Raw genomic sequence first — 18,430 nt, forward strand, 5'->3', positions numbered from 1 at the left:
GCCCGTTCGCCATCGAGCCATTGTTTGCACTCAGGGCACGAGGTCTTCACGCCGTCCATGGCCGAATCTGGCGAACTTGTCATCCGGCCGGGCATGGCTGATACTCGACAGTCGCATTTCGAAATCCTGCATCGTTTCCCCTTTGTCGATTTGACGGTACTGCTCATGAGCACAATTCTCGAAAGTCTGCCGACCGGCCAAAAGGTCGGAATCGCGTTCTCCGGCGGTCTCGACACCAGCGCCGCGCTCCACTGGATGCGCAAGAAAGGCGCGGTGCCCTACGCCTACACGGCCAATCTCGGCCAGCCCGACGAGGAGGACTACGATTCCATCCCGCGCCGGGCCACGGAATATGGCGCCGAAGGCGCGCGCCTGATCGACTGCCGCGCGCAGCTCGTGTCGGAAGGCATCGCGGCATTGCAGGGCGGTGCGTTCCACGTCTCGACGGCGGGCAATACGTACTTCAACACCACGCCGCTCGGCCGCGCGGTGACCGGCACCATGCTCGTCTCCGCCATGAAGGAAGACGGCGTGAACATCTGGGGCGATGGCAGCACGTACAAGGGCAACGACATCGAGCGTTTCTATCGTTACGGTCTGCTCGTCAATCCCGATCTGAAGATCTACAAGCCGTGGCTGGACCAGTTGTTCATCGACGAACTCGGCGGTCGGGCGGAGATGTCGGAATTCATGCGCCAGGCGGGCTTCGCCTACAAGATGTCGGCGGAAAAGGCGTATTCGACGGATTCGAACCTGCTCGGCGCGACGCACGAAGCCAAGGATCTGGAAAGTCTGGAATCGGGCATTCGTATCGTGAACCCGATCATGGGCGTGGCGTTCTGGCGCGACGACGTGAAGGTGGACCGCGAAGAAGTGACCGTGCGTTTCGAGGAAGGCCAGCCGGTCGCGCTCAACGGCCGCACGTTCCCGAACGCGGTCGAACTCATGCTGGAGGCGAACCGCATCGGCGGGCGTCATGGTCTGGGCATGAGCGATCAGATCGAGAACCGCATCATCGAGGCGAAAAGCCGGGGCATTTATGAAGCGCCGGGCATGGCGCTGTTGTTCATCGCGTATGAACGGCTCGTGACGGGCATTCATAACGAGGACACCATCGAGCAATATCGCGAGAATGGGCGTCGTCTGGGGCGTTTGTTGTATCAGGGCCGCTGGTTCGATCCGCAGGCCATCATGCTGCGCGAAACCGCGCAGCGCTGGGTGGCGCGCGCGATTACCGGCGAAGTCACGCTGGAACTGCGTCGCGGCAACGATTACTCGCTGCTCAGCACGAAGTCGGCGAACCTGACGTATCAGCCGGAACGTCTGTCGATGGAAAAAGTGCAATCGACTTTCTCGCCGCGCGATCGCATCGGTCAACTGACCATGCGCAATCTCGACATCACGGATACGCGCGACAAGCTGCGTATTTATTCGCAGGTCGGGTTGCTGACGCCGGGCGAATCGTCGGCGTTGCCGCAGTTGAAGGGCGATAAGGAATAAGTCTTTCCGCGCTTCGAAGAACGGTCATCTTGCGATGGCCGTTTTTTTTGATGCAAACGCGCAAACGTTTGCGTGTGAGGGATGCGGCACGCGGAATGCTACAATTAACGCAATGGAAACTCAGCAGGAGGAAGCCGTGAAACTCGCATCGATTACGGGCATGAAGCTGAAGACCCTGTTCCACGAGCACGCACCGGCGGGAAGCCCGCGACACGAGCCGCCGCGCATCACCGATGTCGTGGACGACAGCTATTCGGAGGCGATCAATTTTCAATTCGAGGCGAGCGGATGCACGCATCGCGGTCTCGTGACGTATGACGCCTTGCGCGAAACCGTTGCCGAAGAAGAAGCGGAAGCGGCATTGACCGAGCAGGAGCCCGCGATGGCGTTGTTCATCCGCCATGCGGGGGAAATCGGCGAATCGGCGGCGGCAAAGCTCGAAGCGGAAGGCATCGAGCCGGTCGTGCTCGCCGATGGCGATCTGTAAGCAAACGCGGCCGCAATGGCCGCGTGCGTCACTGTAATTAAGCGACCGGCAACGCGCTCAGCTTGCGAACCGTGTCCGCACAGGCCTGCGCCGCTTCCGCGCCCTTCACCAGAAAGTGTTCCTTGAAGAAACCGACATGCTCTTCGCCGTGGAAATGATGCGGCGTGAGCACAGCCGAAAAAACCGGCGTGTTGGTTTCGAGTTGCACCTGCATCAATCCGCTGATGACGGCTTGCGCCACGAACTCGTGCCGATAAATCCCGCCATCGACCACCAGCCCCGCCGCGACGATGCCCGCATAACGCCCGCTCAGCGCAAGACGCTTGGCGTGCAGCGGAATTTCATACGCGCCCGGCACTTCATAAAGATCGATATCCTCGCGCGCATAGCCGAGCTTCTGCATGGATTCGAGGAACGAGATCCTGCAGCGATCGACGATTTCTCGATGCCAGCAAGCCTGCACGAATGCAATGCGTGGACGGGGTGAACCTGCGGCGGAAACCGCCTGTGCTTCTTGCGAATTGGAAATGTTCATGGACTTCAGCCTGTTTTGTGTGAACAGGGCGAGGGACAGCCGCTCACGCCAGCGCACGCTTCGCGATAGCAAAGACGTGAGCCAACATGGAAAACGTACGAGCCGTCCTGTTCTCTTTCATCCGGACTATACCGTCGGCCCCGGAATCCAACCGGGTCTGCTGACCTCGCCGCAATAAAACGCGGCGAGCGCTCGCGGGCTACGTTTTCATCGAAAGATGAAGGACGATTACCGCCGGTGGGGAGTCGCACCCCGCCCCGAGAACATGTTCTTAAACAAAATCATAAGAACGGGTCGTAAGGTATCACGATCCTGCGAAATGCGCGCATTCGACAAAATTCGCCTTACTGATACGGCGGGTATTTGTCCTTTTTAAGCTTATTGGCCCGACATGAAGAACGCGGCATCGCGCTGCGTGGTCACGCCGAAAACCGTGAGCTGGTTGTTGACCGTGGTTGCTTCGACCGGCAGCGAACGGCCGTTCAGCGAGCACATCGAACCGGTGAACGCCAGCGTGCCGTCCAGAATATGCTTGCCCGATGCGCGCGGCTTGAAGCTGCCGTTGAACGTGCACAGACCCTGCGTGCCGTTCGCCGTGCCGTCCGTGCCGATGGTGATCGACGACACCGGTGTGTTGCCCGCCGCGGTGGTCCACGTGTGCGCGACATCGGCGATAGCGATCGGCGTGTCATACGCCGCGTTGTAGTTGCCGTTGAAGCTGGTGGGGTTCGTGTCGGGCAGGATCAGCAGGCTGGTGGTCGCGGAGAGCGTGCTCTTCGTGGCGAAGGTGCCGGACAGCGTGCCGCCGCGAAGGGCGCCGGAGGACGTAAAGCCGGTCGTCGTCGAGTCGGTGAACGCGCCAGCGGACGCGGTCATGATGCCTTCGATCAGCCAGACGAGCGAGCCGCCGCGCGTGAAGATCGTGAAATACTGACCGTTTTCCAGCACGACCGTTTGTGCGGACTCCGACAGCATGTTCGAACTGACCGAGCCGAACCAGATGCCTTCGGGAATCGCCGTGGACACGTTCTGCGTGCAGGTTTTCTGCAAAGTGCTGAGGTCGGAGGAACAGGTCTTGTCGCTGCTGCCACCACCGCCGCAAGCGGCGAACACGACGGGCAAGGCGAGCAGCATCAACTTCGAAAGCAGTTTCATGAGGCGTCTTCGTTATCGGTGAATGACGATGGCCGCCGCGTTCGCAAGCGTGCCGACAACGGGATAACGGAAGATCGCGCGGAAAACTTTAGTCCGCCGTGGGCCGCTCCGGCGCGAGCGCCGAGCCGCCGAGAATGGATTTGGCATCCGCCCGCGCGTGATCGAGCTGCACGACGCTCGCCTGACGCGCGGCCAGCGCATCGCGGTGCGCGATAGCCGTGAAAATCGCCTTATGACGCGGCAGCGACAGCGCATGCGTGTTCGGATGGCGGCTCGTCAGCTTAATGGATTCCGACAGCGCCAACGAAAGCATATTGCCGATGTACGCCAGCATGTCGTTGTGCGTCGCCGCCATGATCGCGCGATGAAACTCCAGGTCCGGTTCGAGCAGCGCGTCGGCGGTCGGCGCTTCCTCCATGCGCGCGTAAGCCGCGCCGATCCGCGCGATATCCTCGTCGCTCGCGGAGATGGCCGCCAGCGCCGCGGCCGCCGGCTCGATGATCTGCCGCACCGTCATCAGCGATTGAAAGAACGCGCCTTCGGGCAGATTGTTCACGGTCCACACGAGCACGTCCGGGTCGAGCATGTGCCATTCGTCGCGCGCGCGCACCACGCTGCCTACGCGCGGTTTCGATACGACAAGCCCTTTCGCGACCAGCACGCGCGTCGCTTCGCGCAGCACGGGGCGGCTCACGCCATAGGTTTCGCAGAGCGTCGGCTCGGCGGGCAGACGCTGGCCCGGCGCAAACACGCCGCCAACGATCTGCCGTCCAAGTTCCTGCACGATGCGTCCGTGCATGCTCTTGCGTTCGGTCGGGTTGCGGTAATCCATGTCGGTCAGGCCAGGTCACCGCGACGGGCGTTTCGAGGAAAAATCAGCGGGCAGTGGCTTCGCGCATCGCCCGGTATTCGCGCCGCACGATATCCATCAGTTCGGCGACCGAAGTATTTGCGCTGCGCTGTTCGTAAGTCTTGCGGCCACGCTGCATGAGGATGATGCGGTCTGCAATATCCAGCGTCTGCGCGTAGTTGTGCATGATCATGATGATCGACAGCCCGCCTTTCTCCTTCAGCCGCATGATCAGATCGATGATGAGCGCCGCTTCACGCGCGCCCATCGCGGCGAGCGGTTCGTCCAGCAGCAGAATGCGCGCGTTCGAATTCACCGCGCGCGCCACGGCAATGGCCTGCCGCTGTCCGCCCGACAAACGCTCCACCGGAAGATCGACCGAAGGCACATGCACGCCGATATCGTCGAGACATTGCGCGGCGCGCTCGCGCATGGTCTTGTGATCGACCAGCCGAAACGGCCCGCGCCGCACGATCTCGCGGTTCAGAAACATGTTGTGATAGATCGACAGCGAATTCGCCAGCGCCAGATCCTGATACACGCATTCGATGCCCAGCGACCGCGCATGATCCACCGACCGCAGCAATGTTTCCTCGCCGTGTACGTGCAGCTTGCCTTCGGTCTGCTGATGAAACCCCGTGAGTATCTTGACGAGCGTGGACTTGCCCGCGCCGTTGTCGCCGAGCACGCCGAGAATCTCGCCCTCGCCGAGCGTGAACGATACGCCGTCCAGCGCCGTCACCGCGCCGAAGCGCTTGACGATGTTGTCGCCACGCAGCGCGAGTTTCGCATCGGTGTCGGCGGCGAGGGTTGTTTGCGGTTCCGCCATCATCGCGCTCCCTTGCGCCGAATACGCCCGACGTGGATATTGAAGATCATCGCGGCGAGAATCGCGGCTCCGAGAATGATATTGAACGTGAACGCGTTGATGCCGATGAGCGTGAAGCCATCGTTCAGAATGCCGAGCACCGCCGCGCCGATCAGCCCGCCCACGATGGTGCCCGAGCCGCCCGTGAGCGGCGTCCCGCCGATCACCGCCGCCGCCACCGCGAGGAACATGATCTGATTGCCGCCCGCTTGCGGATCGATCGACGTAATGCGAAAGCCTTCGAGAATGCCGGTCAGCCCCGCCATCACCGCGGCCAGCACGAAGTTGCCGAGCCGAAGCCGGTTCACGCGAATGCCCGCCTCGCTCGCGCCGAGCGAATTCGCGCCCGCCGCCTGCGTGTGCAAGCCCCAGCGCGTGTGCCGCAACAGCACATGCATCACGAAGGCGAGGCCGAACGTCCAGATGATCTCGCTGTAACCCCACGCGCCCATCACGTTGGCGAATTCAGGCGAGCCGGGCGCGGCGACCGGCGTGCCGCGCGAAAGCGTCAACGTGATGCCGTTGATGAGGAACAACGTCCCCAGCGTCGTCACGAACGAGGGCAGGCGCAGGAACACCGTCACCGCGCCGTTCACGAAGCCGATGATCGCCGCCGCCACCAGACCCGCGATGACCGCGAGCCACATGGGCGCGCCTGCATCGTTGGCGAACACCATCATGAACGGCGCGAAGGCGAACACCATGCCCGCCGACAGATCGATGTCGCCACCGATCATCAGCATGATTTCGCCGAACGCGATGATCGCCACCGGCGCAATGAACTGCGACAGATTGACGAGACTCGCATTCGACAACAGAAAGTCGTGATTGACGATCTGAAAGTAGGCGGCCAACAGCACCGCCACGAGCAGGATGCGCAACTCCGCCGCCCAGTGCGACAGCAGCACGCCACGCTCACGCGCGCGTGGCGTGGGCGTTTGCGTCTTGCTGGGTTCGTTGACCGTGTTCATCGCGCGGTCACGACTTGATCGCGCCGTTCATCGGCACGATCTGCGGCTTGGTTGTCTTGCCTTCGTAACGCGTCGAGGTGTTGAGATACGGCTCCACTGTCGACTTGGTGACGAACTTCAGACCCGTGTTGATGTTCGCCGGTCCGACAAGCCCGCCGGAAGCGAGGAACGTGAACGCTTCCACCACCGTATAAAAGCCCTGCACGTACGGCTGCTGATCGATGGTGAAATCGAGGAAGCCTTCGTGAATGAGCTGAATGGTGGTCGGCAACAGATCGAAGCCGCCGCCATGCACGCCCTTCGATACGAGGTTCGATTCCTTCATCACTTGCGCGACGCCTTGCGTGCTGCCTGCATCGACGGCGAACATGCCTTTCAGGTCCTGATGGCCGAGATAGAACGACTTGATCTTCGACAGTTCCTCGTTGACGGTGGCACCCGTCGCCACGGTCTGAATGTCGATCTTCTTGCCGGACTTCTTGATGGCATCGCTCGCACCGTCCAGACGCGGCTGAATGTTCAACTGCCCCGGCGTCGCGATGAACAGCGCCACCATGCCGCTGTCGATCATGCCCGCGATGCGCTCGCCCATCTGATAGCCCGACTGATACAAGTCCTGGCCGATATACGCGAGACGCGGACTGGTCTTGCCGCGCGGGGCATCCGCGTTATAGGCGAACACCGGAATGCCGGCATCGAGCGCGGCCTGAATGGGCTTGTCGAAGGCGGTGGGATCGACGATCGGCACGGCAATGGCATCTGCCTTGCCGGCAATCGCGGAGTTCACCGCGCGCACCATTTCACCTGCGTCCGACGTGGCCGAACCCGTCCACTGATAATCCATGCCGAGCAACGCGCAGGCATCCTGAATGCCGTATTGCGTGGGCACAAAGAAAGGATTCGTCGTCACGTGATTGACGAACACGATCTTCCATTTCTTGTGATTCGGGAACGGTGCTTCGGCGGCCTGCGCCGTCGAAATCAATCCGCCCGCACCGCTCACGCCGCCTAGCAGCGAGAGCGCCGCGCCCAATCCCGCGCCTTGCATCAGGCTGCGACGGCCTGAGCTGATCGAAGTGTTCTGCTGGTCTTTCGCGTCGTCATCCCGGTTCTGCGCCATGTCTTCCTCCGTTCTTGTCTTTCGTTGGTCGAGTGTGTGACTCGTCGATCGCGTTCAGATAATGGGTGCTACCTGTTGATTCGATTGCAGCGGCTTTCACTTGAAAGGCGTGAGCGGCGCGGCGTTTTTTAAGCGGTGAAAACACTGGTTTCCCACACTTCGGTTTTTATTATTTGCGCGCCCGAAAATTGAATAGCCAAACTATATGCATGCCTTTTGCCGCTTTCGATTAGCGTTTTCCCGGTGGATGACAGGCAAATAGTCATGCTATTTATGGACCTTTCTAAACATCTCAAAGACTGGAAAAGACGATGACAACGCCCAAACGCACGCTCCGCTCGGCTGCGTGGTTCGGCACCGCCGACAAGAACGGCTTCATGTATCGAAGCTGGATGAAGAATCAGGGCATTCCCGATCACGAGTTCGAAGGCAAGCCGATCATCGGAATCTGTAATACGTGGTCCGAACTAACGCCGTGCAATTCGCACTTTCGCAAGATCGCGGAACATGTGAAGCGTGGCGTGTATGAAGCGGGCGGATTTCCGGTGGAGTTTCCGGTGTTCTCCAACGGCGAATCGAACCTGCGGCCCACAGCCATGTTCACGCGCAATCTCGCGAGCATGGATGTGGAGGAAGCCATTCGCGGCAATCCCGTCGATGCCGTGGTGCTGCTCACGGGCTGCGACAAGACCACGCCCGCCTTGCTGATGGGCGCGGCAAGCTGCGATGTGCCCGCCATCGTCGTGACCGGTGGCCCGATGCTCAACGGCAAGCACCACGGGCGCGACATCGGCTCGGGCACGGTCGTGTGGCAACTCAGCGAGCAAGTGAAGGCGGGCAAGATTTCGATTCACGAATTCATGTCGGCGGAAGCGGGCATGTCGCGTTCGGTCGGCACGTGCAACACGATGGGCACCGCATCCACCATGGCGTGCATGGCCGAAGCACTTGGGGTTTCGCTGCCGCATAACGCGGCCATTCCGGCGGTGGATTCGAGGCGCTATGTGCTGGCGCATCTGTCGGGCATGCGCATCGTGGAGATGGCGCTGGAGGATTTGCGCTTGTCGAAACTGCTTACGCGTGAAGCCTTCGAAAATGCGATTCGCGCGAATGCGGCTATCGGTGGATCGACCAATGCGGCAATTCATCTGAAGGCGATAGCGGGGCGCATCGGCGTGGATTTGCAACTCGATGACTGGACGCGCATCGGGCGCGGCACACCCACGCTGGTCGATCTGCAACCGTCAGGGCGCTTTCTCATGGAAGAGTTTTATTACGCGGGCGGTTTGCCTGCGGTGCTGCGTCGTCTCGGTGAAGCGGGCTTGCTTCCTCATCCCGATGCGCTTACCGCGAACGGCCACACGATCTGGGACAACGTGAAGGAAGCGCCGCTTTATAACGACGAAGTGATTCGCCCGCTCGACAAGCCTTTGGTCAAGGACGGCGGATTGTGCGTGCTGCGCGGCAATCTCGCGCCGAACGGCGCGGTGCTGAAACCCTCGGCGGCGACGGCATCGTTGCTCGTGCATCGCGGACAAGCGGTCGTGTTCGAGAACTTCGATGACTACAAGAAGCGCATAGCCGATCCCGAACTCGATGTCACGAAAGACTCCGTGCTCGTGATGAAAAATTGCGGCCCGAAGGGTTATCCCGGCATGGCGGAAGTGGGCAACATGGGCTTGCCGCCGAAGCTGCTCGAACAAGGCGTGACGGACATGGTGCGTGTGTCGGATGCACGCATGAGCGGCACCGCTTATGGAACGGTAGTGCTGCACGTGGCGCCCGAAGCACGCGCGGGCGGGCCGCTTGCAATTGTTCAGGAGGGCGATTGGATCGAACTGGATTGCGAACGCGGTGTATTGCGTATCGATATCAGCGATGAAGAAATCCGCACGCGGCTCGATGCATGGAAAGCCGCGCAAACCGAGATTCCGGAGGATCGCAGCGGCTATCGCAAGCTGTATGTCGAGCATGTGCTGCAAGCCGATGAAGGCTGCGATTTCGACTTTCTGGTCGGCTGCCGTGGCGCGGATGTGCCGCGTCATTCGCATTGAACCTCATCGTCGAAGTCACACCGGAAACGCCGTCGTCGAAAGAATCTCACGCAACACGATGAACGTGCGTATCTGTCTCACGCCGGGAAGATAAAGCAGCTTCTCGGCGTGCAGCTTGTTGAAACTGTCGCTGTCACGCGTGCGAATCAGCATGAAGAAATCGAACTCGCCCGTGACCACGTGACACTCCATGCAGCCGGGCACTTTTTGCGCGGCCTTCTCGAATGCGGTGAACGATTCCGGCGTCGAGCGATCCAGCACGACGCCGATCAGCACGAGCATGCCCGCATCGAGCGCTTTGGGGTCGAGCAGCGCTACGGTTGCGCGGATCAAACCTGCTTCGCGTAAGCGCTCGACGCGTCGCAGACAGGCGGGCGCGCTCAGGCTGACCTTGGCGGCAAGCGCGACATTGGAGATGGATGCATCGCGCTGAAGCTGGCGAAGAATGGCGCGGTCCGTGCGGTCGGTTTGCATCGCCGGTGTGGCAACGCGTGTGGTTTTTTTCATTGCGTAAAAGTACTCTTGGACAAAATAAATCGGGGTAAGTCGAAGAAATTGCTTATTCAGATTAGGTCTGGACGATTAATTTCGCAACCCTGTCTCGCGCGTTCCTCATTACGATGTTTCTCATCCGCCACGCAATGCAACTCAAACCGACGAGGACGCCGAACCATGAACCTGCAACGTTTTCCCCGCTATCCGCTGACTTTCGGGCCGTCGCCCATCGTGCCGCTCAAGCGTCTTTCCACGCATCTCGGCGGCAAGGTCGAACTCTTCGCCAAGCGCGAGGACTGCAACAGCGGGCTGGCCTTCGGCGGCAACAAGACGCGCAAGCTCGAATACCTTATTCCCGAAGCAATTGCGCAGGGCTGCGATACGTTAGTTTCCATCGGCGGCATTCAGTCGAATCAGACGCGGCAGGTCGCGGCAGTGGCCGCGCATCTCGGCATGAAGTGCGTGCTGGTGCAGGAAAACTGGGTCAATTACTCCGATGAAACCTACGACCGCGTAGGCAATATTCAACTCTCGCGGATGATGGGCGCGGATGTACGTCTGGTGCCGGACGGCTTCGATATCGGCATCCGCAAAAGCTGGCAGGAAGCGATGGACAGCGTGCGCGCTTCGGGCGGCAAGCCATTTCCCGTGCCAGCGGGGTGTTCCGAGCATCCGCTGGGCGGGTTGGGCTTTGTGGGCTTCGCGGAGGAAGTGCGTCAGCAGGAAGCGGAACTCGGCTTCAAGTTCGACTACATCGTCGTGTGTTCGGTGACGGGCAGCACGCAGGCGGGCATGGTCGTGGGCTTTGCAGCGGATGGGCGTGCGCGGCGCGTGATCGGTATCGATGCATCGGCGAAGCCTGAGCAGACGCATGAGCAGATCACGCGAATCGCAAAGCATACGGCGGAACTGGTGGAACTGGGGCAGGACATCACGCGCAATGACGTGATTCTCGATACGCGTTTCGGTGGCCCTGAATATGGTTTGCCGAGCGAAAGCACGCTGGATGCAATTCGTCTTTGCGCGCGTTTGGAAGGCGTGTTGACGGACCCGGTCTACGAGGGCAAGTCAATGGACGGCATGATTCAGATGGTGCGCAACGGCGAGTTTCCAGAAGGATCGAAAGTGCTTTATGCGCATTTGGGCGGTGCGCCTGCGTTGAGTGCATATAACGCGATCTTTGCCAACGGTTGATTTTTATTTGGCTCTTAAAATCGGGCAGTCACGCGACTGCCCGTTTTTTATTCGCTCGGCTAAACGCGAATTACTCTCGCCTTGACATTTGCGTGGTTGACAGACTCTCTCATCTTTAAGATATTGATTGCCCGATCGCTTGACGGCGTTATCGCTTTCAATGCATCCGGCAAGAGCGATATTGCGCACATACGTGACGCTTGAAAGGCGCTAAGCAAGCTCAAGACAATCCTTAGCAAAGTCGCCCACCATGAATTCGGTCATTGAAGCGGAAGTCGTGCAGAATCGCGAACTCGAATCCATTCCTTTTCCCTGCTGCATCGTTCGCGCCGATGGTTCGGTCGTTCACGCGAACAGCATGGGTTTTGCGCTATTGCAGCGAGGCGAAAGCACGCTCGGCGCAAGCCTTCATCCCGACGATGCCTATGCGCTCGCAACATCGTTATGGTCCGCGCGCGAAGCATTCGAACTCGACTGCCGTTTAAGAACCGATGAAGGCCGTTTCCACTGGTTCCAGTTGCGCGCGACGCCCGATCACGCAGCGCACTGGCTCTGCTGCTTCATCGATATCGATGCCCGCAAATCGCGCGAAGCGCATCTGCATCATGAACTCAAGATTCGCGACGACATGCTCAACGCGAGCGTCGATTGCATCAAGGTGATTGCACCCGATGGCGCGCTCACGCACATGAACCGCACGGGTTGCGACGCGCTCGGCGTGCAAACGGATTCCGGCTTCGGCATGGCGTGGCTCGCACTGCTGCCGGAAGCGGTGCAGCCAGCGGGCCTGATCGCACTGAAAAGCGCGCAGCGAGGCGAGAACGCGCGCCGACGGCAGCAGCCAGTTGCCGGGCGAAGCGCCGCGCTATTGGGACAACGTGCTCACGCCGCTGAAAGACGCCGATGGTCACGTCAGCGCCATTCTGTGCGTATCGCGCGATATCACTTCGCAACGCGAAGCGGAACTGCGCCTTCGCCTTGCCATTCGCGCAACGGATGACGCCATCTGGGACTGGGATCTTCTGCACGACCGCATGTGCTGGAACGAAGCCATCCAGCGATGCCACGGTTACGCACCGGGAGAAATTGGTACGGACTCCGCATGGTGGTTCGAGCGTATTCATCCCGATGACCGCGCACGCGTGCGTGCATCGCTCGATGCGGCCCGCGCCGCGCGCGAATGCAAGTACGCGATGGAGTACCGCTTCCGTCGCGCCGATGGCCGCTATGCCGATATTTGCGACCGTGGCTATCTGAGCCGCGGACCGCAGGGCGATGTGATTCGCATCGTCGGCACCATGCTGGATCAGACCGACCGCAAGGCGATCGAACGCAATCTGAAGGAATTGAACCGCACGCTCGAAACGCGCGCCAACGAGCGCACCGAAGAACTCGAACGGCTCTGGAACACGTCCACGGATGTGCTGCTCGTGATGGGTTTCGATGGCATCGTGCGGCGCGCGAGTCCTGCCGTGCTGGATGTGCTCGGTTATGCGCCGGACGATATTCTCGGTCATCACGTCAGCGAATACGTGATGGACGAAGACAACGCGCTCATCGAGCGCACATTGCTTTCGCCGCATGGCGATGCACCACGCGCGGTCGAGATTCGTCACCGGCATCGTGATGGCTCGTGCCGATGGATCGCGTGGGCGGGTGCATCGAGCGGTGCGGAAATTCATGCGACGGGCCGCGATGTGACCGCCGACCGGCGCGTGCAGGAATCGCTCAGGAGAGCGGAAGAAGCGCTCGCGCAGGCGCAGAAGATGGAAGCAATCGGGCGGCTGACCGGCAATGTCGCGCACGATTTCAACAACGTCCTGCACGTCATTCAAACGTCGGCGGAATTGCTGCGCCGGCCTGAACTCGATGCACGACGGCAGGCGCGCTGTATCGAAGCCATCGCCAATGCGGCGGGACGCGGTGCATCGCTCACGCGCCAGTTGCTTGCGTTCGGTCGGCGTTCGTCGCTCGCGCCGGTGCAATTCGATGTCGGCGCGAATCTGCGCGCGTTACGCGACATGATGGTGACGCTCGTGGGCCAGCGCGTGAGCATCGACATTAGCGAAGATGCGCCGTGTCTCGTTCACGCCGACTCGAATCAGTTCGATACGGCCATCGTCAATATCGTGATCAATGCGTGCGATGCCATGAACCGTGAAGGCCCACTCAGCATTCACGTGCGCCCATGCAGCGAGATGCCCACGCGCGATTTCCCGCAACCCGTACAGGGCAATTTCGTCGCGGTGTCGGTCACGGATAGCGGCGCGGGCATTCCCGCAGACAAGATCGAATCGATCTTCGAGCCGTTCTTCACGACCAAACCGCCGGGTCATGGCACGGGCTTGGGCTTGTCGCAAGTTTATGGTTTCGTCCGGCAATCGGGCGGCGATGTCGCAGTCCAGAGCGTGCTCGGCGAAGGCTCCACGTTCACGATCTACCTGCCACGCGTGGACGCGGCCTAAAGCGCTTGCGCACGTTTGAAATGGGAAACGCATTCCCGCTTTATCCTTGAGCTTTCCCTCAAGGGCCGAACGATGAAAGCGACGCGTTATTTCACCGTGACGATACTCGTCGGCGTGGGCGCGGGTCTCGGCGGCATGCTGCTCGCGCTGTTGCTGCATGAAGTCCAGCATCTTGCGTTCGGCTATAGCGTCGATGAAGTCATCAGCCACGAGAGCTTTCTGGCGGGCATCTCGGCGGCATCGCCGCTCAGGCGCTTTATCGTGCTGACGCTGTGCGGTGTGATCGCGGGATGCGGATGGTGGCTCTTGTATCGCCACGGCAAGCCGCTCAAGAGCATCGCGAAGGCACTCGAATCCGACGATCCGCGCATGCCCGTGTTGAGCACGATCCTGCATGCGGTCCTGCAGATCGTCACCGTCGCAACGGGTTCGCCGCTCGGCCGCGAAGTCGCGCCGCGCGAAATCGGCGCGCTGTGGGCCGGATGGCTCGCACACGGCGCGGGACTGTCACCGGCGCAAGTGCGCGTGATGGTCGCGTGCGGCGCGGGCGCGGGGCTCGCTGCCGTGTATAACGTGCCGTTCGGCGGCGCGGTCTTCGTGCTGGAAGTGCTGCTCGTCACGTTCGATGCCGGTCTTATCGCCACCGCGCTCGTCACTTCGACGATTGCAGCGCTAGTGGCGCGCACGGCGCTCGGCAACGTGACTCAATACATCTTGCCGCCGATGACGGTAGATACACAGCTCATCGTGTGGGCCATCGTCACCAGTCCCTTGTTCGGCGCGGCGGCGTGGCTATTCGTGCGCCTCACCGTGGCGGCGCGTTCGAAAGCGCCACGCGACCAACGTCTGCCACTTTTCGCGCTGCTCGATTTCATGATGATCGGCGCGCTCGTCATCTTCTATCCGCAACTGGCGGGCAATGGCCGCACGCCTGCCGGACTCGCTTTCGGCGATGAACTCACCTTCGCGCTCGCGGGCGTGCTGCTGGTGCTGCGCGTGTTGATCGTGGTGACGTCGCTGCGGGCGGGCGCGCAGGGTGGCTTGCTCACGCCAGGTCTGACGAATGGCGCGCTGCTCGCCGTGGTGCTCGGCAGCGCATGGAACGGCTTCTGGCCGGGCACGCCGCTCGGCGCGTTCGCGGTCGTGGGCGCGGGCGCGTTTCTGAGCGCATCCATGCGCATGCCCTTGACCGCGCTCGTCCTGATGAGCGAATTCACGCGCTTCGATCACGCGTTCATGGTGCCGTCGGCGCTGGCCGTCGCGGGATCGACGGCGGTATTCAGGCTGATCGAAACCTTCGCGCAACGCCGCGAACAGGCCCGCGACGCGACCGACACCACGGAGCCCGCGCAACCCGCCTAGACGTTTTGTATCCCACTGTATCTGCCGTGAAACGGGAAACACGCGCATGCATTTCAGTGGGGCGCGGCAAACAAGCCAGATACACGGCGGCGTTCAAATATCGACACGCAAGCACGAAACGAAGCCTGCGATGCACCGAACCCTGAACCCAAGCCGAACTCATTGTCATCTGGAGAACATCATGAAAGCCATCAAGTTCCTCGCTGTTGCCGCACTCGTCGCCGCACCCGCACTGTCGTTCGCTCAATCCACGCAGGGCCTCACGCGCGCACAAGTCCGCGCCGAACTGATCCAGCTCGAACAGGCAGGCTACAACCCGTCCACCGACGAAACGCAATATCCGACGAATATTCAGGCCGCCGAAGCACGTATCCATGCGGGCGATGCAACCGCCGCGACTTCGAGCGCATACGGCGGCATGAGCAGCGGCGCGGCGCACGCGGGAACGCGCATGTCGGCATCGGCCTCGAACACGGATGACGTTCCCGGCTTCGGCCCGGTCTTCAAGAACCCCTGACTGTACCGATGCAGCGTGCCACCGCTGTCCATGGCGGCATGCTGCACGATGCGGGACAATCGGCTTCTTCGCGCTCAACCGATGGAGTCGGCCCGATGCCTCAATCCACGCAACTACTCGCTTTCGCACTCGTTTCGCTCGGCATGGCGCTCACGCCCGGGCCGAACATGGTCTACCTCATCTCGCGCTCGATCTGTCAGGGTCGCGGCGCGGGACTCATTTCCCTGGGCGGCGTGGCGCTGGGCTTCGTGTTCTATATGTTCAGCGCGGCGTTCGGTATCACGGCACTGCTGATCGCGGTGCCGTACGCGTATGACACGCTGCGCTTTGGCGGCGCGCTGTATTTGCTGTGGCTCGCATGGCAAGCCGTGAAGCCTGGCGGACGCTCGCCGTTTCAGGTGCGCGATCTGCCCGTGGACAGCCCGCGCAGACTTTTTACCATGGGCTTCATCACCAATCTGCTGAATCCGAAGATTGCGGTGTTGTATCTCTCGCTCTTGCCGCAGTTCATCGACCCGCAACACGGCAGCGTGCTCGGACAATCGCTCGTGCTCGGTTCGGTGCAGATTGCACTAAGCATTTCGATCAACTGCCTCGTTGCGATGTCGGCGGGCAGCATCGCCGTGTTTCTGGCGAATAAGCCCGCGTGGCTGCTCGTTCAGCGCTGGCTGATGGGCACCGTGCTCGCGGGCCTCGCCGTCAGAATGGCAACCGAGGCGCGTCGATAAAACGCCTTATTTAGCGACTTGTTCGCGCCATTTGAACGCCTGCTGCCATCCGAGCAGGCGTTTCAGTTTCTCATTGCTTAACAAGGTTTCGAACTCGCCCAATTGCTTCTTGACCGGCACGCCCGGATAAAAGCGCTTGAGCAATTCGGCGCTCGGCAAGTCGGACGATACATCGTCGGCGGCCACGTTCATCACCTGAAAACCCAGTCCATCCTTTTCGATGCCCAGGCGCGCGGCCGTCGCGAGATCGCGTCCATCGATATAACTCCACGCGATGCGCTTGCGTAATGCAGGGTCTTTCAGCCACGTCGGAAATTTCTGGTAGTCCGCCGGATCGAGCACGTTACCGATTCGAAAGCAATAAATATCCGCACCGGTGCGCGCATGAAACGCCTTGGCCGTCACTTCGTTGATGACCTTCGACGTTGCATAGCTATCCATAGGATCGACGGGATACTCTTCGTCCAGCGGAAAATACGCCGGATCACGATGCCGGTGCGCGAACACCACGCCATACGTCGTCTCGCTCGACGCCACGATCACCTTCTTGATACCGAGTTTAGAAGCCGCATCGAGAATGTTGTACGTGCCCATCACGTTGATGCGAAACACCTCGTTATCGGTGGTCACGAGAATGCGCGGAATGGCCGCGAAATGCACGATTGCGTCGATGGGTTTCGGCTCGATGTCGTCATCGAACTCTTTCGGCGTGGTGGTGGAGGCGAGCGCGTTGAAGACCTGACCCGCATCCGTGATATCGGTAATGAGCGTGCGCGCGGTGCCCTTCGCCATCGGCACGCGGTCGATGTTCAACACTTCGTAGCCGTGCGCCACCAGATCCTCGACCACCCATTTGCCGGCAAGGCCGCTGCCGCCCGTCACCATCACTCGTTTCGTCATGCTGTGGCTCCTTGTGAGTTTGTCCGCGTATCCGTGATTCCCATGCTAGCCCCGCATGCCGCGTGATTTCTGTGACGTGCGTCATAGCGGCGTGCGCGTTCGTCTACGGGTCAACCCCGATGCCGGACTATGACGCGCGTCACAGATTTCGCTTTGCATGCGCTCCTATGATCCATTTCAGCCTGCACAAGAGGAACGATCGGTGAGCGTCCTGACTACAAAAAATGCGTCCGGTAAAGCGTCATCGCGAGGCATGGACTTTTTGCGCGCCTGCCTGCGCATCCGCGAACTGAACGTGCTGTCGGTGTTGTTGCTGGTCGGCCTGATGATCAGCTTGTTCTCGCCGTACTTCCTCACCACCAACAATCTGATGGGCGTGTTCCGCTCGTTCTCGCTGGTCGCGCTCATGTCGATCGGGATGATGCTCGTCATCATTACGGGCGGCATTGATCTGTCCGTGGGCTCGGTGATGGGGCTGTCTTCGCTCGTCACTGCGTTGGCGTTCTCGCATGGCCTGCCGGCATTCGTCGCGGTCTTGTGCGGGTTGGCGGTAGGCGTGATCGTCGGCGCGTTCAACGGGCTGATGATTACATGGATACAACTGCCGCCTTTCATTGCGACACTCGGCACGCTCTCCATCGGGCGCGGTCTGATGTATATCATCACCAAGGGCGTGCCCGTCACGCCCGATGTTTCGGATGCCTTCACGTTTCTCGGTCAGGGCTATATCGGCTTCGTGCCGTTCCCCGTCGTCATCCTGCTTGCGATGACCGTGGTGTTCTCCATCATCATGCGCCATACGCGCTTCGGCCGTCACGTCTATGCGACCGGTGGCAACGAAGTGGCCGCGCGGCTTTCGGGCGTGCGCACGGCGCGCGTGAAATTCACGGTGTACGTCCTGTCCGGCTTCATCGCGTCGATGGCAGGCGTGATCGCGTTTTCGCGCTTCGTGTCGGCGGAGCCCGCATCGGGCTTCGGCGCGGAACTCGATGTGATCGCGGCGGCGGCCATCGGCGGCGCGAGTCTGTCGGGCGGCGCGGGCAGCGTGGAAGGCGCGATCATCGGCGCGGCGCTCGCGGGGATCATCACCAATGGCGTGGTGCTGCTGAACATCGATACGTATGCGCAGCAGGCCATAACCGGCTGCGTGATTCTGATCGCGGTGAGCATCGATATCTGGCGCGTGCGCCGCAAGGGCCGTTGATTCCAATAAAGGAGACGAAAGCATG

The 18,430-nt window shown here is 60.9% G+C and carries 18 protein-coding genes and 1 riboswitch; of the genes, 10 read left to right on the plus strand and 8 right to left on the minus strand.

The genetic code is table 11. From position 1 onward, the window contains the following. Window positions 1–165: 165 nt before the first annotated feature. Window positions 166–1,500, plus strand: a complete 1,335-nt coding sequence (gene argG / locus ACZCWR_RS33995; RefSeq protein ID WP_487306469.1) for an argininosuccinate synthase — start codon at window positions 166–168, stop codon at window positions 1,498–1,500. A gap of 136 nt (window positions 1,501–1,636) precedes the next feature. Beyond that, on the plus strand, window positions 1,637–1,987 hold the full coding sequence (locus ACZCWR_RS34000) for a hypothetical protein (RefSeq protein WP_487306470.1): 351 nt from the start codon (window positions 1,637–1,639) through the stop codon (window positions 1,985–1,987). A gap of 37 nt (window positions 1,988–2,024) precedes the next feature. On the opposite strand, the gene ACZCWR_RS34005 is transcribed toward ACZCWR_RS34000, so the two are convergent. The 6 genes from ACZCWR_RS34005 to ACZCWR_RS34030 all read right to left on the minus strand — a co-directional run bounded on the left by ACZCWR_RS34005 (window position 2,025) and on the right by ACZCWR_RS34030 (window position 7,486). Then, window positions 2,025–2,522: a 6,7-dimethyl-8-ribityllumazine synthase gene (locus ACZCWR_RS34005; RefSeq protein ID WP_487306471.1), complete on the minus strand. Its 498-nt coding sequence runs from the start codon at window positions 2,520–2,522 to the stop codon at window positions 2,025–2,027. A gap of 105 nt (window positions 2,523–2,627) precedes the next feature. Continuing rightward, window positions 2,628–2,791, minus strand: a riboswitch (FMN riboswitch). A 109-nt stretch (window positions 2,792–2,900) separates the two neighbouring features. Further along, complete coding sequence (locus ACZCWR_RS34010) at window positions 2,901–3,677, minus strand: hypothetical protein (RefSeq protein WP_487306472.1); 777 nt, start codon at window positions 3,675–3,677, stop codon at window positions 2,901–2,903. An 88-nt stretch (window positions 3,678–3,765) separates the two neighbouring features. Then, window positions 3,766–4,509 carry a FadR/GntR family transcriptional regulator gene (locus ACZCWR_RS34015; protein WP_487306473.1) on the minus strand — a complete coding sequence of 248 codons (744 nt, stop codon included), beginning with the start codon at window positions 4,507–4,509 and terminating at the stop codon, window positions 3,766–3,768. A gap of 43 nt (window positions 4,510–4,552) precedes the next feature. Beyond that, a complete protein-coding gene (locus ACZCWR_RS34020; RefSeq protein WP_487306474.1) occupies window positions 4,553–5,359 on the minus strand; it encodes an ATP-binding cassette domain-containing protein in 807 nt (268 codons plus the stop codon). After that, window positions 5,356–6,366 (minus strand): ABC transporter permease, encoded by a 1,011-nt coding sequence (locus tag ACZCWR_RS34025; protein ID WP_487306475.1) that lies wholly within the window; start codon window positions 6,364–6,366, stop codon window positions 5,356–5,358. The genes ACZCWR_RS34020 and ACZCWR_RS34025 overlap by 4 nt, the downstream gene beginning before the upstream one ends. Window positions 6,367–6,373: 7 nt before the next feature. Then, complete coding sequence (locus ACZCWR_RS34030; protein WP_487306476.1) at window positions 6,374–7,486, minus strand: substrate-binding domain-containing protein; 1,113 nt, start codon at window positions 7,484–7,486, stop codon at window positions 6,374–6,376. Between the two features lie 311 nt (window positions 7,487–7,797). Between ACZCWR_RS34030 and ACZCWR_RS34035 the strand changes: the two genes are divergently transcribed. Beyond that, entirely contained in the window at window positions 7,798–9,540 is a 1,743-nt protein-coding gene (locus tag ACZCWR_RS34035; RefSeq protein WP_487306477.1) for an IlvD/Edd family dehydratase, read from the plus strand. 15 nt (window positions 9,541–9,555) lie between these two features. Here ACZCWR_RS34035 and ACZCWR_RS34040 read toward each other — a convergent pair whose 3' ends face one another. Next, complete coding sequence (locus ACZCWR_RS34040; RefSeq protein ID WP_487306478.1) at window positions 9,556–10,047, minus strand: Lrp/AsnC family transcriptional regulator; 492 nt, start codon at window positions 10,045–10,047, stop codon at window positions 9,556–9,558. Window positions 10,048–10,212: 165 nt separating this feature from the next. Between ACZCWR_RS34040 and ACZCWR_RS34045 the strand changes: the two genes are divergently transcribed. The 6 genes from ACZCWR_RS34045 (at window position 10,213) to ACZCWR_RS34070 (ending at window position 16,301) form a co-directional block, all read left to right on the plus strand. Further along, window positions 10,213–11,229 carry a 1-aminocyclopropane-1-carboxylate deaminase gene (locus ACZCWR_RS34045; protein WP_487306479.1) on the plus strand — a complete coding sequence of 339 codons (1,017 nt, stop codon included), beginning with the start codon at window positions 10,213–10,215 and terminating at the stop codon, window positions 11,227–11,229. A 250-nt stretch (window positions 11,230–11,479) separates the two neighbouring features. Continuing rightward, window positions 11,480–12,229: a hypothetical protein gene (locus ACZCWR_RS34050; protein WP_487306480.1), complete on the plus strand. Its 750-nt coding sequence runs from the start codon at window positions 11,480–11,482 to the stop codon at window positions 12,227–12,229. Continuing rightward, complete coding sequence (locus tag ACZCWR_RS34055) at window positions 12,120–13,694, plus strand: PAS domain-containing sensor histidine kinase (RefSeq protein ID WP_487306818.1); 1,575 nt, start codon at window positions 12,120–12,122, stop codon at window positions 13,692–13,694. The genes ACZCWR_RS34050 and ACZCWR_RS34055 overlap by 110 nt, the downstream gene beginning before the upstream one ends. 72 nt (window positions 13,695–13,766) lie before the next feature. Then, on the plus strand, window positions 13,767–15,056 hold the full coding sequence (locus ACZCWR_RS34060; protein WP_487306481.1) for a chloride channel protein: 1,290 nt from the start codon (window positions 13,767–13,769) through the stop codon (window positions 15,054–15,056). Window positions 15,057–15,237: 181 nt separating this feature from the next. Then, a complete protein-coding gene (locus ACZCWR_RS34065) occupies window positions 15,238–15,573 on the plus strand; it encodes a DUF4148 domain-containing protein (protein WP_487306482.1) in 336 nt (111 codons plus the stop codon). 95 nt (window positions 15,574–15,668) lie between these two features. Next, window positions 15,669–16,301, plus strand: coding sequence for a LysE family translocator (locus tag ACZCWR_RS34070; RefSeq protein ID WP_487306483.1), 633 nt, complete (start codon window positions 15,669–15,671; stop codon window positions 16,299–16,301). Between the two features lie 6 nt (window positions 16,302–16,307). Here ACZCWR_RS34070 and ACZCWR_RS34075 read toward each other — a convergent pair whose 3' ends face one another. Then, complete coding sequence (locus tag ACZCWR_RS34075) at window positions 16,308–17,201, minus strand: NAD-dependent epimerase/dehydratase family protein (RefSeq protein WP_487306484.1); 894 nt, start codon at window positions 17,199–17,201, stop codon at window positions 16,308–16,310. A 253-nt stretch (window positions 17,202–17,454) separates the two neighbouring features. On the opposite strand from ACZCWR_RS34075, the gene ACZCWR_RS34080 reads away from it, so the two are divergent. Further along, the gene (locus ACZCWR_RS34080) at window positions 17,455–18,405 is read left to right on the plus strand and encodes an ABC transporter permease (protein ID WP_487306485.1); all 951 of its coding nucleotides are present in this window, start codon (window positions 17,455–17,457) and stop codon (window positions 18,403–18,405) included. The last annotated feature ends 25 nt before the right edge of the window (window positions 18,406–18,430 follow it).

It is taken from the genome of Caballeronia sp. A2-2, from assembly GCF_057612605.2.

Bases quoted from the DNA above. Each gene is read 5' to 3' on its own strand.
- ACZCWR_RS34040 (WP_487306478.1), bottom strand. From the start codon at position 10,047: ATGAAAAAAACCACACGCGTTGCCACACCGGCGATGCAAACCGACCGC.
- ACZCWR_RS34060 (WP_487306481.1), top strand. From the start codon at position 13,767: ATGAAAGCGACGCGTTATTTCACCGTGACGATACTCGTCGGCGTGGGC.
- ACZCWR_RS34075 (WP_487306484.1), bottom strand. From the start codon at position 17,201: ATGACGAAACGAGTGATGGTGACGGGCGGCAGCGGCCTTGCCGGCAAA.
- argG (WP_487306469.1), top strand. From the start codon at position 166: ATGAGCACAATTCTCGAAAGTCTGCCGACCGGCCAAAAGGTCGGAATC.
- ACZCWR_RS34070 (WP_487306483.1), top strand. From the start codon at position 15,669: ATGCCTCAATCCACGCAACTACTCGCTTTCGCACTCGTTTCGCTCGGC.
- ACZCWR_RS34080 (WP_487306485.1), top strand. From the start codon at position 17,455: ATGGACTTTTTGCGCGCCTGCCTGCGCATCCGCGAACTGAACGTGCTG.
- ACZCWR_RS34050 (WP_487306480.1), top strand. From the start codon at position 11,480: ATGAATTCGGTCATTGAAGCGGAAGTCGTGCAGAATCGCGAACTCGAA.
- ACZCWR_RS34020 (WP_487306474.1), bottom strand. From the start codon at position 5,359: ATGATGGCGGAACCGCAAACAACCCTCGCCGCCGACACCGATGCGAAA.
- ACZCWR_RS34045 (WP_487306479.1), top strand. From the start codon at position 10,213: ATGAACCTGCAACGTTTTCCCCGCTATCCGCTGACTTTCGGGCCGTCG.
- ACZCWR_RS34065 (WP_487306482.1), top strand. From the start codon at position 15,238: ATGAAAGCCATCAAGTTCCTCGCTGTTGCCGCACTCGTCGCCGCACCC.
- ACZCWR_RS34030 (WP_487306476.1), bottom strand. From the start codon at position 7,486: ATGGCGCAGAACCGGGATGACGACGCGAAAGACCAGCAGAACACTTCG.
- ACZCWR_RS34005 (WP_487306471.1), bottom strand. From the start codon at position 2,522: ATGAACATTTCCAATTCGCAAGAAGCACAGGCGGTTTCCGCCGCAGGT.
- ACZCWR_RS34015 (WP_487306473.1), bottom strand. From the start codon at position 4,509: ATGGATTACCGCAACCCGACCGAACGCAAGAGCATGCACGGACGCATC.
- ACZCWR_RS34010 (WP_487306472.1), bottom strand. From the start codon at position 3,677: ATGAAACTGCTTTCGAAGTTGATGCTGCTCGCCTTGCCCGTCGTGTTC.
- ACZCWR_RS34035 (WP_487306477.1), top strand. From the start codon at position 7,798: ATGACAACGCCCAAACGCACGCTCCGCTCGGCTGCGTGGTTCGGCACC.
- ACZCWR_RS34025 (WP_487306475.1), bottom strand. From the start codon at position 6,366: ATGAACACGGTCAACGAACCCAGCAAGACGCAAACGCCCACGCCACGC.